Origin of the sequence: Maricaulis sp. (genome assembly GCF_030149425.1) — a bacterium.
Taxonomy (GTDB): Bacteria; Pseudomonadota; Alphaproteobacteria; order Caulobacterales; family Maricaulaceae; genus Maricaulis.
Genome location: NZ_JASBRQ010000027.1, coordinates 1 through 14,487, shown reverse-complemented (window position 1 = coordinate 14,487; position 14,487 = coordinate 1). Strand labels below are relative to the sequence as shown.

The following is a 14,487-nucleotide window of genomic DNA, read 5'->3' as shown; positions in this document are numbered from 1 at the left end:
CGCTATTCGTGCCGCAAGGCGTCGATCGGGTTGAGCCGGGCTGCACGCTGGGCCGGATAAAGACCAAAGAATACGCCGACCAGAACTGACGCGCTGATCGCGACGCCGACAATCAGCGGGCTGACTGCAATCTCGAGCTGACCGATTTCGGCATAGATCAAGGTCCCGCCAATACCGGCTGCCAGCCCGACCGCACCACCGAACAGGCACAGCACAATGCTCTCGATCAGGAACTGATTGCGGATATCCCGCCGCCGTGCCCCGACGGCCAGTCGCAGGCCGATTTCACGCGTACGCTCGGTGACCGAGACCAGCATGATATTCATGATCCCGATACCGCCGACGAGCAGCACAATCGCGGCACCAACGGCCAGCAGCAGGCCAAGCTGATTTTCCGTTTCATTCCGGGCGCGAATGAACTCGGCCAGGTTGCCCACTGAGAAATCATCCTCAGCGCCGGGGAGAATATCGCGGCGCACACGCAGGATATCCTCGATATCGGCGATCACCCGATCGACGTCCTCACCGGCCGCGACATCGGCATAGATCACAGAAACCGGGTCGCGGGTCGGCGGGCGCTGACCGGCCCCCAGGCGCTGGCGCGCCGTGGCCAGCGGCATGAAAATGATATCATCCTGGTCTGCCCCCCAGGAGCTTTCGCCCTTGGGTTCGACGGTACCGATGATCTCGAAAGGCTGGCCTTGAATGCGCACGGTCTGACCGACCGGGTCGGCGCCATCAAACAGCTCGCGCACAATGGTCTGCCCGACAACGACAAAGCGCCGCCCAGAGCTTTCCTCGGCCGGCGCAAAGGCGCGCCCTTCGTCGATGACCCAGGCCCGGACGTCGAAATAATCGGCGTTGACGCCGGAAATGCGCGTCGACCAGTTCACCCCACCGAAAACAGCGGTGGCATTGGTGTTTACCTCACCAGACACGCCGGCCATGCCGGGCACTTCATTGGCAAGCGCCAGGACATCACCATCGGTGAGCGGTGTGGCGCTGCCCGCACCACCGCGGCGGCCACCGAATATGCTCGACCCCGGACGGATGATCAGCAGGTTGGCGCCAAAGCTGGCGATCTGGTCTTCGACCGCGCGTTTCGTACCCTCTGAGATCGACACAAGCACAATGACCGAGGCGACCCCGATAATTACGCCGAGCATCGCCAGCGCACTGCGCAAGGCATTAACACGCAGGGCAATCAGGGCGATACGGATAGAGGCAAGCAGGCTCATGAGCGATCCTCCACGACCTTGCCATCGCGGAAGACGAGCTGGCGCTTGGCGTGATCGGCAACTTCCTGTTCGTGCGTCACCAGGATGACGGTAATGCCCTCACGATTGAGACTGTCGAACAAGGCCATGATGTCCTCCGACGTCTTACTGTCGAGCGCGCCGGTCGGTTCGTCGGCGAGCAGGATTTGCGGGTCATTGACCAGGGCGCGGGCAATGGCGACACGCTGCTGCTGACCGCCGGACAGCTGGGACGGGTGGTGATCATAGCGCTCGGCCAACCCCATCTGCTCAAGCCGCGTCATGGCACGCTTACGGCGCTCAGCGGCCGGCACACCGGCATAAACCAGCGGCAAGGCCACATTCTCGACGGCAGAGGTCCGCGGAAGGAGATTGAATTGCTGAAACACGAAGCCGATTGAGCGACCGCGGAAATCAGCCTCCTGTTCCGGGGTGAGCTGGTCCAGGGCCGAGCCGTCGACGCGCAGATACCCCGCAGTTGGGCGATCAAGCGCACCCAAAAGGTTCATGAAGGTCGACTTGCCGGAACCGGATGCCCCCATGACAGCAACATATTCACCGGCATCGATTTCCAGTGATACGCCGTCGAGAGCTCGGATTTTCGTGTCGCCCATCTGATAGGTCTTGAACAGATTGCGACATTCGATCAGGGCGCTCATTCGCGAACCTCACGAGCCCGGACGACCACCGCATCACCGACCTCAAGATTGCCGCCAACGACAACGGTATTCTGGCTGTCGGAAATGCCCAGACGCACACGCCGCTCCTCCAGTATACCCTCCGCCGTTTCTACCCAGACCGAGCCGGGGCGGGTTTCACGGGCTTCACGCTGGATCTCGCGATAACGGATCATCTGTTCCGGAGTGAGAATGGAGGTCATCTCGCGATCAACCTCCTGCTGGATGGCTTCACGGTCAAAGCCGCCCCCGGCCTGTGCCGCCGCCTGGGCGCGGCCAAAGGCAGCGCGGAAGGCCCCCCGGACGCGCTCCTGCTGATCTGCGGTCAGATCAAGCTGTTCGGTCAACTGCCCCATCGGACCGCCACGGCCACCACCGCCGCCGCCGCCCGGGCGACCACCTGCGGGGCGTCCGCCACCCTGGCCCGCCTCGGCAAGCGGCTGGGTCCGGTCGGCCAGGCCCGGGGCCGGCCGGAAGCGGAGCGCGCCATTGCGAACCGTCAGCACATCAGTGGCTTCACCGGTAACAATATCCATATTGGCCGTCATGCCGGGGAGGAGGCGCTGGCCGGGATTGGCCGCGGAAATCACCACCGTATAGGTGACAACATTCTGCAACGTGGTCGGGGCCAGGCGGATTTGCTCCACCTCGCCCTGCAACTGCGTGCCCGGATAGGCATCGACCGTGAAGCTCACAGCCTGACCTTCGCGGATCTGGCCGATATCCGCTTCGTCGACCTGGGCGTCGATCTGCACCAGTGAAAGATCCTGGGCGATCGTGAACAGGGTCGGTGCCGACAAGCTGGCGGCAACCGTTTGCCCCTGATCAACGGCCCGGTCGACAACGATACCATTGATCGGCGAGCGGATCGTCGTGCGCTCCAGGTCGATCCGGGCCCCCGCAAGCGTCGCCTCGCGTTGCTGCAGAACAGCCTGGGCGTTTGCAATCTGGGCCCGCGCAACATTGAGTTCAGCCTGGGATGCCTCGAACGAGGCCCGGGCGGTATCGAGCGCCGCGTCGGACGCATTACCGCGAGCGTTGAGGGTCTCGATGCGCTGGAAGTCCAGCTCGGCAGTCCGGAAATTCGCCTCGACCCGCTGCAGGCTGGCGCGCTGGAGCTGCACATTGGCCGCCGCAGTGGCGCGGGAGGCCTCGGCCTCACGAACCCGCGTTTCGAAGGTTTGCGGATCGATCTGGGCGATCACCTGTCCGGCTTCAACCGTGTCATTGAAATCGACGGAGAGCTCGGACAATTGACCGGACAGCTGAGAGCCGACCTCGACCGTGACCAGGGCCCGCACCGCCCCGGACGCCGCTACGATCCGGCGTACCGAACCGGTTTCCGCGGCCACGGTTTCAATGGTGAAATCACCCGATGCGACAGCCCCGCCCCGACCATAGAACCAATAGCCCCCGGCAGCCGCCGCAATAATAACGCCGGCCAGCACCAGCCTGATAATACGTTTCATCCTACCCTCGCTTTTGCGGCGTCCCCTGGCCGCCCGCGCCTGAAACGGCACAGCCCCCGGTTATCCGTCGCCGCGTCTGCAGCACGCCCGGCTGCTTAACCCGGACCTTATACGTACGAAAGGGCAAACTGGTTGAACCGCTTGCGCATATCAAGCTAACTCGTTGTAATAGTGTCACGACCTCGCGCCTGCTCCGCGCGCAACAATGTTTTTGGGGAATTCAGTGAAGCGTATCCTACAGTCCGCCGCCGCCGCAGCTGCGCTGCTTTTCGTCACCCTGCCGGCCCAGGCGGATGATCATCGCACCATGAGCGATCAGTTCATGCATCACGTCCAGGCCGTGTTCGAATACGAAGACAAGCGGCAATATGTGGCGGCGACGCAGTACATCAACACCATGCTCCACACCGGCGACATGGAACTGAGTTCCTATGAACGCGCGACCCTGCTGCAATCGCGTGGCCGGTCTTACTATGCGCTCGACCTCCTGTTCGAGGCGGCGGCAGATTTTCAGGCGGCGATCGATACCGGTGCCCTGACCGAGGATGAAGTCTTTGAGCGCCGCCGGAATATCGCCCAGCTACACTATCTCGGGGGACGATACGCTACCTCTATCGCGGCCTATGAGCAGATCCTGGAATCCGGCCATCCGCGCACCGGGGAAGGGCGTTTCCTGATTGGTCTGACCCAAACCTATGCGGGCGCAGAAGACTGGGAGAAGGCGAGCGAAACCGCCGATGCATTCTGGGCGGCGACCGCAGAAGACGAACGCAGCGCCACCGACTACCGCCTGCTTGCCCTCATCTATGAACAGGCCGGTGACACCGCCCGCGCCGAGGACATCACACGCCAGCGCAACGAGCTTTTCCCGGACGCGCGGTAAACGCGCCACAGCTCCCAGCGTCCATTCTTCTGCAGCGGGAATCCCGTAGCCAGCTCTTGCGCCAAGCTGTAAGGAGGAGCCGGGGGATGAGGAAAGGCTGTTTCCGTGGAGATCGAAGACCTGCTCGACGTACCCGGGATGGGGACGCTGATGGAGTTCGCGCCGATTTTCGGTGGAGCCCTGTGGATCTTGCTGACCACCTTGCTTTGGCGAGGCGGCTTCCGCGATCTGGTGGAACAGGTCACACGCCCCAATAAGGCGCTGGGCGGACGCGGTCGCGCATTGATGATGATCCCGCTGCGCGCATTGCTGCTGGCTGGCGTCGCCGCGATCGGTGCTTTCACCACGACGCTTGGACTCGGCTTCAATATCGCCATCATCCTCAATATCGTCTATGCCGCTCAGGCCGCCACCGCAGGCTGATATAGACACCGCATGACGCTGACCATTTTGACATTGGTCTTCATTCTGACCGCATATCACACAGCCGTCCTGGCGGTGATGATGGCCCTGAAGCCGCGCCTGCGTCCCCTGGGCGGATTGGCAGCGGTGTTTGGCACCCACATGCTGGCCAATCTGGCCGCCACGACCGGCGCCCTGCCCGCAGCGCTCGATGTCACCAGTGCCTTCGGGCTGTTGTACGGTCCGCTATTTTACCTGTTTGTCCGCACCCTTGCATTTGAAGACCGGCCGCCCGCCCCGATGGATCTGCTACACGCTTTGCCGGCCATCATCATCGCCCTGTGGCGCCCAGACCCGCCCATTTCACAGATTTTCGGGCTGCCCAGCCTGGTCATTTATATCAGCCTCGCCGTCCGGATACTGTTTCGCCACCGGATCGCTGCCGCACAATACCGGGCGGACGACAAGAATATTGATCTTGGCTGGGTCGGATATTCTGTCGCCGGCTTCGCTGCGCTGGCGGCCTTGGATATACTCCGCGAGCTGGTGCTTGGCCCCGTTGGCTGGGTTTCCGACGATCTCGCCCTGTCTGCGGTCTTGATTGCCGTTACCGCCCTGCTGACCGCTATGGGCGTATTCGCCTGGCGCCACGACAAGCTGCAGGGGGCGGTGCCGACCAAGGACACCGCGACCGAAGCCGATCGCGATGACACGGAGGCGATCGCCCGCTTCGGCACCATTGATGCGCTGGTCCGCGAACGCGAACTCTGGCGCGAGCCGCGCCTCACCCTGGCTGACCTGGCCCGCGAAACCCGGCTCAGCGCCCGCGAGGTCTCGCGCAGTATCAACACCGGGTCCGGATCGAGCTTTTCCCGCTATATCAATCTGATGCGCCTCGATGCCATCAACGCCCTGATGGCCGACCCAGCGCACAAGCGCCGCACCGTCATCGAGCTCGCCTACGAGGTCGGCTTCAATTCGAAATCGGCCTTTAACCGGATTTACCGTGAAGAAACCGGAAGAACGCCGAGTGAGGTCAAGCGCGGCTAGCGCTCCACCCCCGGGCGACACCCGCCTTCTCCGGCGAAGACGCTGTCGCCTTCGCCGTAGAAAACACGTCCCGGTTCCAGGACGGATCGGATGTTGAAAGGCCGCTAGAAGCCGCTTCCGCGGGCATGGGTGACGCCGCCATCGACCGTGAGCGTGGATCCGACCACATAATCCCCGGCCCGCGAGGCCAGGAAAATAGCCGCCCCGGCCATATCCGCCGGCTGGCCGATCCGGCCCGAAGGCACGGCCTGGGAGACCATGTCCTCATGGTCGCGCGCAACCTTGTTCATTTGCGAGGCGAAAGCCCCCGGCGCGATCGCGGAGACAATGACATTGTCCTTGGCCAGCTCAAGCGCCAGGCGCTTGGTCAGATGGATGATTCCGGACTTCGAGGCGGCGTAGGAATAGGTCTGCATCATATTGACCGACAGGCCGTCAATGGAGGCGATATTGATCACCTTGGACGGGCTCTCCGCCGAAGCATTGGCCTTGAGCGCCGGATACAGCGCCTGGGTCAGGAAGAAGGGCGTTTTGACATTGAGGTCCATGACCTTGTCCCAGCCGCTTTCCGGGAACTCCTCAAACGGCGCCCCCCAGGCCGCACCGGCATTATTGACCAGGATATCCAGCGTGCTCTCATGTTCCAGATATTGCTTGGCAAGCGACTGGGCCCCGTCGGCGCCGGAGGCGTCGCCGGGCAGGGCAACGCAAGTGCCGAACTCCGACAGGCGCTCTGCCGTCGCCATGCAGTCGGCCGCCTTGCGGGCCGTGATATAGACCTTGGCACCGGCCCTGAGATAACCCTCGGCGATCATCTCGCCGATGCCGCGGGACCCGCCAGTGATCAAAGCCGTGCGGCCTTGCAGAGAAAACAAACCGTCCATTTTATCGAACCTCCCCATTTGTGGTGTTGTTGCAGGAAGGGGTAGCGCGGGGGTGCGGGGGTGTCGAGGCTTTCTGGCTGGCTACCCTTGTGTCCGAACGGTTGGAAACCGACGTCAAATCGGGCCTCTGGGAGTCCCGTTACGGTGCGCTTCTGGCGCGCGATCAGTGCGATTTCGGCTACCGTCTGGTGTGCACCCGGCAATCCCACAGCGCCATTACGACAAATTTAGTTTCACTCCACAGCCACCACGTCGCATTTTGCAGCCCGAACCTGAGGAGGAGTGGATCAAGTGATGCACCGCATGTTTGCGACGGCGATTGCCGCCGCCCTCACCTGGACCGGCCTTGCAGCCGCCCAGGTGCCAGACGTTGAAATCCCCTATGAACGCTTCGAGCTCGAAAACGGCCTGACCGTGATCGTGCACGAAGACCGCAAGGCGCCGATCGTGGCGGTGAGCATGTGGTATGGCGTCGGCTCAGCCGACGAACCGCAGGGCAAAACCGGATTCGCCCACCTGTTTGAGCATTTGATGTTCAATGGGTCGGAGAATTACAACGATGATTACTTCGGGCCTTTCGAGCAGGTCGGCGCGACCGGCATGAACGGCACGACCTGGTTCGACCGCACCAACTACTTCCAGACCGTGCCGACCCCGGCCCTGGAAATGGCGCTGTGGATGGAATCGGATCGCATGACCAACCTCCTCGGCGCGGTCGACCAGGACCGCCTGGATGAACAGCGCGGCGTGGTCCAAAACGAGAAGCGCCAAGGCGATAACCAGCCCTATGGCATGGTGGAATACTCCCAGCTTCGCGCCCTCTTCCCGGAAGGTCACCCCTACGCCCACTCCACCATCGGCTCGATGGAAGATCTGGAAGCGGCCTCGCTGGATGATGTCTATTCCTGGTTCCGCCAGTATTACGGCGCCACCAATGCCGTACTCGTCCTCGCCGGTGATATCGACGCGGAAGAGGCCCGCCCGCTGGTGCAGCGCTATTTCGGCGATGCCCCGGTCGGCCCGCCGCTCAATCGCATCAATGAATGGGTGCCGGAGCGCCGCTATGACACCACCGAAGTGCTCTATGATGACGTACCGCAGGCGCGCATCTACCGCACCTGGGTAGTCCCGGGCCGCACCACTGCGGAACGCGCCGAGCTGGAACTCTTCGCCACCGCGCTCGGCGGTGGCCGCACCTCGCGCCTGTATGAAGACTTCGTCTTCGATCGCCAGGTCGCAACCGGTGCCAGTGCCTGGGTGCAGGAACACCAGCTGGCCTCCATGTTCAACGTCATCATCACGCTCAATCCGGGCGAGGATGTCGCTGCGGCGTCGGCCCGTCTCGACGAGATCATCGCCGAGATGCTGGAAGAGGGCGTGACCGAGGACGAGCTGGAAGCCGTTGTCACCCGCACCAATGCGGGCGTGGTCCGCGGCCTGGAGCAAATCGGCGGTTTCGGCGGCAAGGCCGTGACCTTGGCCCAGGGCGAGCTCTATGCCAGTGATCCCGGTTTCTGGCGCACCTATCTCGAGCGCCTCAACTCGGCCACGCCGGCGGCCGTAACGGCAACGGCGAGCGAGTGGCTCAATACCGGTTCGCACGAAATCCACGTTCTGCCTTTCGGCGATTTTGAAAGCGTGGAAACCGATGCCGACCGTTCAGCCCTGCCGGTGGTCGCCTCGACGCCGGAACTGGTCTGGCCGGAGGTGCAGACGGCAGAGCTTTCCAACGGCGTCGACATTGTCTTCGTCCGCCGTGACGCTGTTCCGGTGGTCGAAATGCAGATGGTGTTCGATGCGGGCTATGCCGCGGACAGCGCTGCGGGCGGCCAGCTCGGCCTCGCCGACTTCACCATGAATATGATGGATGAAGGCGCCGGCCGCATGGACGCGCTGGAAATCGCGGCCGAAGCGGAACGCCTCGGCGCTCAGCTCTCCACCGGTGCCGGTCTGGACACCTCCACCGTCTCGCTCTCCGCCCTGCGCTCCAATCTGCGCCAGTCGGTCGAGCTGATGGCCACGGTGATCACCGATCCGCGCTTTGCCAATGACGATATCGAGCGCGTGCGTTCGATGACGCTGAGCGGCATCCAGCAGGAAATGGCCAACCCGATCGCCATCGCCCTGCGCATGCTGCCGCCGGAAATGTTCGGCGAGGGTCATGCCTATTCCGTACCCTTCACCGGCTCGGGCAATCCGGAAACGGTGAGCGGCTTCAGCCGTGACGACCTGCTGGCGCACCAGGCGGCTTGGCTGCGTCCGGACAATGCGACCCTGTTCGTGGTCGGCGATACGACGCTGGAGGAAATCACCTCCGTCGTGGAACGCGCCTTCCGCCGCTGGGACGCGCCGAACACGCCGCTGCCGGAGAAAAACCTGGCGGAAGCGCAAAACGGTGAAGGCCGCGTCATCATCGTGGATCGCCCGAACTCGCCGCAATCGCTGATCCTGGCCGGCCTCATCGGTCCGTCCGGCTCGGTCGAGAACCCGGAAGTCTATGGCGCCATGAATGACGCCATTGGCGGCTCCTTCTCCGCTCGCGGGACCATGAACCTGCGTGAGGACAAGGGCTGGTCCTATGGCGCCCAGACCCTGCTCTGGGGTGCCCGGGGTCAACGCCCGTGGCTGGTCTATGCCCCGGTTCAGACCGACCGCACCACGGACAGCCTGTCCGAGCTGATGCGGGAGTTCAACGAGTTCACCTCGACCAATCCGGCCACGCCGGAAGAGCTCGAGCGCTCGATCAACAACAATACCCGCTCCCTGCCGGGCCAGTACGAGACCGCCTCCTCGGTCCTGTCCAGCCTGGTGACGAGCTATAATTACGGCCGTGACTGGTCCTATCCGGCCACGCTGACCGAGCGCTATCGCAGCCTCGAGCTGGAGACGATCCATGCCGCCGCGCAGGACGTCGTCCAGCCCGATCAGCTGGTCTGGCTGATCATTGGCGATGCCGCCCTGATCGCCGACGGCATTCGCGAGCTGGGCCTGGGCGAGGTTGAGGTTCGCAGCCTCGGCCAGTAAGCCAGCCCGCTCGATCAAGAGCCTGAGGACAGGCGCCGGAGACCATTCCGGCGCCTGTTTTCATTGCTCCGCCAGGCCGCGCGGCCTGCGAATACCCGCATTCAAAATCTGGATTTATCCCGGCAAGCCTTTAACCTGAGCGAAGGCCTTGGGGGCCAGGCATGGCGTCGGGGGGCGCTTGGGCATGCTCATATTCTTTGGCACGCGGGTGACGCGCAAAATCCTGTCTGCGGGCGAATTTCATTGCCCGCAATGCCAGTCGCACCAGCCTTATCGCGAGCGCCGCGACAAGGAATGGGGGCATCTTTATTACATCCCCCTGATCCCGATGCAGGAATACCAGCCCTATATCGAATGCCGGACGTGCAAGACCCGCTTTGAACCGGAAGTCCTGGGTTTTGACCCGGAGGTGGAACAGCGCTTCATGGCCGTCTTCGAGGAGGCGTGTCTGAAATCCATGGTCTCGCTGGCCCTGATGGGCGGGCAGAGCGAAAGCGATGCGGCACGGACCCTCATTGTCGAACTGATGAAAACCGCCCGCTCCGGCGACCAGGCCCTCGACCGCACCGCCATCGACGCCGCCTTCGAGGATGAGGAGCGCCAGCCCAGCGATATCTCCGGCCTGATCAAGGGTCTGAAGGACGAGCTCTCAGATAGCGGTCGCGAAACCGTTCTGCTCAACCTGGTCGAGGTCGCGCTGGCCGGCGATCACACCCCCAATGAAGACCAGATCGAATCCATCCGCCGCTGCGGCGAATGGATCGGCCTGAGCCCCATGCATGTGAAGGGGATCGTGGCAGAGCTCAAGGAACGGTCGCCGGCCTAGGCCTCTTGTAGCGAACGCGCTGGCCCGGCTCCCGCCAGTTTCCGCCATAAACGCTCAAGAGGCCCCTGACCGGCCCAGCTGAGCCAGAGCATGCTGAAACCGACTTGGAAGGTGAAGATTGCCACCGCCCAGAGCAGTCGTTCGTCCGGGTCGAGACTATCGTAAGCCACCCATTTGAAGCCCCAGAATATCACCAGGAAGATGACCGAGTGCATCACGTAATTGGTCAGTGCAAGGCGACCAACGGCCTGGAACGGTGCGAGCCAGACGGCGTTAGGGTTGGATTTGAACCAGAGGATCAGCCCGGCCAGAACCGAGAGGGCCGTCAACGCCGTGCCAGATAGATGGGCGGCGGTCTGGTAGGGCCATGCGACTGTCCAACCCAGATAGGGCCCGACAGTCTCGCTGGCACCGATCCGGGCCAGCAAACCATAACCCAGGGCCGGCAGCCCTAGCGCCAAGCCACCCCAGAGCATGCGTCTGTAGGTTTGCAACGCGCCATTTGCCTGCAGCAGTCCCAGACGGAAGAAGGCCATCCCGGTCAACATGAAACTCAGCGCGTTCCAGATCCGGTAAAACGGCATCGCCGTCCACTGGATGAAGACATTGCGCCAGGCGTTATAGGCAAACAGATCGCCATAGCTGCCTGCATAGGCCTCGATCTCGCTCATGGGCGCCTCACCGATAACCAGCCAGCTATTGAACAGCCAGTCCCCGATCAGGGCCTGATAGAGGGCCGGCCATTGCAGGAAGACGATGTGGATCACCTTGAACGCGATACCGGCGAGGATCAGGGACACGGGGCCGGCTCGCAGGAAGAGCAGAAGGATCGGCCCGCAGATCGCATAGGTCAGCAGAATATCGCCGGGCCAGATCAGATAGGCATGCGCCAGCCCGATCAAAAACAGGATCCCCATGCGCCGCACGAAATAGCGTTTGAAGCCCGGGGCTCCGCTACGCCCCTCCGCCAGCAGCAAGAGCCCGGCCCCGAACAGCATGGCGAAGATCGGCATGAAGCGCTGGTCGATCACTGCGTACTGCAGCAACCAGGCGCTCACGCTGGCGGCGTCCACCTCGTGGATGCGCGACATGGATGACCCGGCATGCCAGGGCACATTGGCGATCAGCATGCCAAAAATCGCCACGCCGCGCAGATAGTCCAGACTGTCGATACGACTTGGCTGCACCGGCCACCCCACAAACGTTACAATATAACGCTGTGGATAGCAGGTCTGCGCCGGCAATCACGTTAAAAAACGTACGGGATTTGTTTAACCCGCTGCGCGCTTTTCCTTTTTCCGCTCGTGTTCCTTCAGGAAAATCTTGCGGATACGGATGCTCTCGGGTGTCACTTCGACCAGCTCGTCGTCATCGATGAACTCGAGCGCGAATTCCAGCGTCACCTTGATCGGCGGGGTCAGGACGATGTTTTCGTCGGTTCCCGAAGCGCGCATATTCGTCAGCTTCTTGCCCTTGGTCGGGTTGACGATCATGTCCTCTTCACGCGCATTCACGCCGATCAGCATGCCCTCATAGATATCGACACCATGGCCGAGGAAGAGCTTGCCGCGTTCCTGCAGGTTGAACAGGGCAAAGCCGAGCACCTTGCCGTCGACCATCGACACCATGGCGCCGTTATGGCGCTGGCCGATCACGCCCTCGGTTTTCGGGGCGTAGTGGTCAAACGTGTGGAACATCAGGCCGGTGCCCGAGGTCAGGGTGAGGAATTCGGAGCGGAAGCCGATCAGGCCGCGCGTCGGAATGACATAGTCGATACGCACCCGGCCATGACCGTCCGGCACCATGTTTTTCAGCTCGGCCTTGCGCTGGCCCAGCTTTTCCATGACACCGCCCTGGTCTTCTTCTTCCAGGTCGATGGTCAGGCTCTCATAGGGCTCACAGACAACACCATCGACTTCCTTGAGCACGACGCGCGGACGGCCGACCGCCAGTTCATAGCCCTCGCGGCGCATGGTCTCGATCAGGATGGACAGGTGCAGCTCGCCGCGACCGGAGACGGTGAATTTGTCCGGATCGTCCTGCTGCTCGACCTTGAGCGCCACATTGTGGATCAGCTCGCGCTCGAGCCGTTCCTTGATATTGCGCGAGGTGACGTATTTGCCTTCGCGGCCGGCGAACGGGCTGTCATTGACCTGGAAGGTCATGGACAGGGTCGGCTCGTCGACGGAGAGCGGCGGCAGCGCCTCGACATGATCGGGATCACACAGCGTGTCGGAGATCTTGAGATCATCAATCCCGGTAAAGGTGATGATATCGCCGGCCTGTGCGCTGTCGCGCTCCACGCGCTCGAGACCATGGAAGCCGAAAATCTGCAATACGCGGCCCTTGGCTTCGCGGCCGTCCGCCTTGACGACGGTGACCGGCATATTCTTGGTGACCTTGCCGCGGGCAACACGGCCGATACCGATGACACCGGTGAAGGAGGAATAATCCAGCGCCGAGACCTGCAGCTGCAGCGGCCCGTCGCGATCAACATCGGGCTCGGGTGTATGCGCCGTGATCATCTCGAACAGCGGCGTCATGTCGGTTCCGATCTCACCGGCCTCACTCGCGGCCCAGCCCTGCAGGGCGGAGGCGTAGACGACCGGGAAATCGAGCTGTTCTTCATTGGCACCGAGACGGTCGAACAGATCGAAGGTCTGATCGACGACCCAGTCGGGACGTGCGGAGGGGCGATCCGCCTTGTTGACGACGACAATCGGCTTGAGACCGCGCGCCAGCGCCTTCTTGGTCACAAAGGAAGTCTGCGGCATCGGGCCATCGACCGCATCGACCAGCAGAAGCACGCCATCAACCATGGAGAGAACGCGCTCGACCTCACCCCCGAAGTCGGCGTGGCCGGGCGTGTCGACGATATTGATCGCCCAGTCATTCCAGGTCACGGCGGTATTCTTGGCCAGGATGGTAATCCCGCGCTCTTTCTCCAGATCATTGGAGTCCATCATGCGCTCGGACACATTGGCGCGTTCGCCCAATGTACCGGACTGCTGCAGCAGCTGGTCAACCAGCGTGGTCTTGCCGTGGTCGACGTGGGCAACAATGGCGATATTGCGCAGCTTGGATAGAGAGGCGCTCATGGCGGTAATCCTGCAAGTAAAAGGCGCGCCCTCATACGCTGACCGGGCGCGGCTGGCCAGCGGTTATTCCGCAGCGCATCATTTATTGAAAAGGGGTGAGGCTTATTGCGGCTCCGGCCAGTCCGCTTTCAGCCGCTGCAGCGTTGCCAGCAAGGCGGTGCGTTCTTCTGCCCCCAGCGTGGCCTGCGCCTGGCCGGCGACGGCTTCGACATGCGGCAGGACCTCACCATAAAGCCCCTCGCCCTTGCCGGTGAGGTAGAGATGGCTGACCCGGCCGTCGGCCTGTGAGGCTTCACGGCGGACCAGGCCTGCATCGAGCAGGGCCTTGGTGCCGCGGCTGACAATACCCTTGTCCATCGGCGTCACCTTGACCACGTCGACTGCCGTGCGCCCCGGCTGTTCCGCGATCGCCGCCAAGACCCGCCATTGCGACAGGTTCAGATCGGCCCGTTCCTTCACCACGGCGGCGGTCGAGCGCGAAATGCGATCGGCCAGCACGACCATCTGGTAGGGCCAGTATTCGTCCAGCTTGAGAACGGGTGGGGTAGCGGTGTCGAGCGTGTCCATTCCGGCAATTTAGTTGTTTTTGCAACTTGACGCAATAACAACGATTGACTATTTTCGCCGGCAATGAGGGCCCGTGCGCCCGGTTTCCACGTGCGTGCGGCACGTATTCACATTGAGCTGAAAGAGGTTTGGCATGGCCGATCTGTTCGAGAACCCGATTGGACTTTGCGGTTTCGAATTCGTCGAATTTGCAGCGCTGGAGCGCGGCACTATCGAGCCGATTTTCGAAGCCATGGGCTTCACCCACATCGCCAACCACCGCTCCAAGGATGTCGAGCTGTGGCGCCAGGGCGGCATCAACTTCCTGATCAATTACGAGCCGGAAACCCAGGCTTACTTCTTCGCCAAAGA

Annotated in this window: 12 protein-coding genes and 1 pseudogene; 6 read left to right on the top strand and 7 right to left on the bottom strand. The window is 62.4% G+C overall.

The annotated features are described in order from the left end of the window. Positions 1-2: 2 nt before the first annotated feature. The 3 genes from Q1V57_RS04425 to Q1V57_RS04415 are packed head-to-tail and all read right to left on the bottom strand — an operon-like array spanning position 3 to position 3,402. Positions 3-1,238 (bottom strand): ABC transporter permease, encoded by a 1,236-nt coding sequence (locus Q1V57_RS04425; RefSeq protein WP_300527952.1) that lies wholly within the window; start codon positions 1,236-1,238, stop codon positions 3-5. Further along, positions 1,235-1,915, bottom strand: coding sequence for an ABC transporter ATP-binding protein (locus tag Q1V57_RS04420; RefSeq protein WP_300527949.1), 681 nt, complete (start codon positions 1,913-1,915; stop codon positions 1,235-1,237). The genes Q1V57_RS04425 and Q1V57_RS04420 overlap by 4 nt, the downstream gene beginning before the upstream one ends. Next, positions 1,912-3,402, bottom strand: coding sequence for an efflux RND transporter periplasmic adaptor subunit (locus Q1V57_RS04415; RefSeq protein ID WP_300527947.1), 1,491 nt, complete (start codon positions 3,400-3,402; stop codon positions 1,912-1,914). Before Q1V57_RS04415 ends, Q1V57_RS04420 begins: the two co-directional genes overlap by 4 nt. Before the next feature lie 223 nt (positions 3,403-3,625). Between Q1V57_RS04415 and Q1V57_RS04410 the strand changes: the two genes are divergently transcribed. From Q1V57_RS04410 to Q1V57_RS04400, 3 genes are all read left to right on the top strand, one after another. After that, a complete protein-coding gene (locus Q1V57_RS04410; RefSeq protein ID WP_300527945.1) occupies positions 3,626-4,285 on the top strand; it encodes a hypothetical protein in 660 nt (219 codons plus the stop codon). A gap of 105 nt (positions 4,286-4,390) precedes the next feature. Then, positions 4,391-4,708, top strand: coding sequence for a hypothetical protein (locus Q1V57_RS04405; RefSeq protein WP_300527943.1), 318 nt, complete (start codon positions 4,391-4,393; stop codon positions 4,706-4,708). A 12-nt stretch (positions 4,709-4,720) separates the two neighbouring features. After that, positions 4,721-5,737: a helix-turn-helix transcriptional regulator gene (locus Q1V57_RS04400; protein WP_300527941.1), complete on the top strand. Its 1,017-nt coding sequence runs from the start codon at positions 4,721-4,723 to the stop codon at positions 5,735-5,737. 104 nt (positions 5,738-5,841) lie between these two features. Here the strand turns inward: Q1V57_RS04400 and Q1V57_RS04395 are convergent, their stop codons facing one another. After that, entirely contained in the window at positions 5,842-6,621 is a 780-nt protein-coding gene (locus tag Q1V57_RS04395) for an SDR family oxidoreductase (protein ID WP_300527939.1), read from the bottom strand. Between the two features lie 294 nt (positions 6,622-6,915). On the opposite strand from Q1V57_RS04395, the gene Q1V57_RS04390 reads away from it, so the two are divergent. Together Q1V57_RS04390 and Q1V57_RS04385 are read left to right on the top strand one after the other, a co-directional pair. Next, positions 6,916-9,645 carry a pitrilysin family protein gene (locus tag Q1V57_RS04390; protein ID WP_300527937.1) on the top strand — a complete coding sequence of 910 codons (2,730 nt, stop codon included), beginning with the start codon at positions 6,916-6,918 and terminating at the stop codon, positions 9,643-9,645. 184 nt (positions 9,646-9,829) lie between these two features. Next, entirely contained in the window at positions 9,830-10,471 is a 642-nt protein-coding gene (locus Q1V57_RS04385) for a zinc-ribbon domain-containing protein (RefSeq protein WP_300527935.1), read from the top strand. Here Q1V57_RS04385 and Q1V57_RS04380 read toward each other — a convergent pair. From Q1V57_RS04380 to Q1V57_RS04370, 3 genes are all read right to left on the bottom strand, one after another. Continuing rightward, positions 10,468-11,658 (bottom strand): DUF418 domain-containing protein, encoded by a 1,191-nt coding sequence (locus Q1V57_RS04380; RefSeq protein WP_300527933.1) that lies wholly within the window; start codon positions 11,656-11,658, stop codon positions 10,468-10,470. The two genes, Q1V57_RS04385 and Q1V57_RS04380, sit on opposite strands and share 4 nt — an antisense overlap. Before the next feature lie 84 nt (positions 11,659-11,742). Then, the gene (gene typA / locus Q1V57_RS04375; RefSeq protein ID WP_300527931.1) at positions 11,743-13,569 is read right to left on the bottom strand and encodes a translational GTPase TypA; all 1,827 of its coding nucleotides are present in this window, start codon (positions 13,567-13,569) and stop codon (positions 11,743-11,745) included. A gap of 102 nt (positions 13,570-13,671) precedes the next feature. Beyond that, positions 13,672-14,136: a MarR family winged helix-turn-helix transcriptional regulator gene (locus Q1V57_RS04370; protein WP_300527929.1), complete on the bottom strand. Its 465-nt coding sequence runs from the start codon at positions 14,134-14,136 to the stop codon at positions 13,672-13,674. Between the two features lie 133 nt (positions 14,137-14,269). Here Q1V57_RS04370 and Q1V57_RS04365 point away from each other — a divergent pair. Further along, positions 14,270-14,487: pseudogene (locus tag Q1V57_RS04365) on the top strand (4-hydroxyphenylpyruvate dioxygenase); the annotation flags it as partial.

Bases quoted from the DNA above. Each gene is read 5' to 3' on its own strand.
- Q1V57_RS04425 (WP_300527952.1), bottom strand. From the start codon at position 1,238: ATGAGCCTGCTTGCCTCTATCCGTATCGCCCTGATTGCCCTGCGTGTT.
- Q1V57_RS04420 (WP_300527949.1), bottom strand. From the start codon at position 1,915: ATGAGCGCCCTGATCGAATGTCGCAATCTGTTCAAGACCTATCAGATG.
- Q1V57_RS04415 (WP_300527947.1), bottom strand. From the start codon at position 3,402: ATGAAACGTATTATCAGGCTGGTGCTGGCCGGCGTTATTATTGCGGCG.
- Q1V57_RS04400 (WP_300527941.1), top strand. From the start codon at position 4,721: ATGACGCTGACCATTTTGACATTGGTCTTCATTCTGACCGCATATCAC.
- Q1V57_RS04395 (WP_300527939.1), bottom strand. From the start codon at position 6,621: ATGGACGGTTTGTTTTCTCTGCAAGGCCGCACGGCTTTGATCACTGGC.
- Q1V57_RS04390 (WP_300527937.1), top strand. From the start codon at position 6,916: ATGCACCGCATGTTTGCGACGGCGATTGCCGCCGCCCTCACCTGGACC.
- Q1V57_RS04385 (WP_300527935.1), top strand. From the start codon at position 9,830: ATGCTCATATTCTTTGGCACGCGGGTGACGCGCAAAATCCTGTCTGCG.
- typA (WP_300527931.1), bottom strand. From the start codon at position 13,569: ATGAGCGCCTCTCTATCCAAGCTGCGCAATATCGCCATTGTTGCCCAC.
- Q1V57_RS04370 (WP_300527929.1), bottom strand. From the start codon at position 14,136: ATGGACACGCTCGACACCGCTACCCCACCCGTTCTCAAGCTGGACGAA.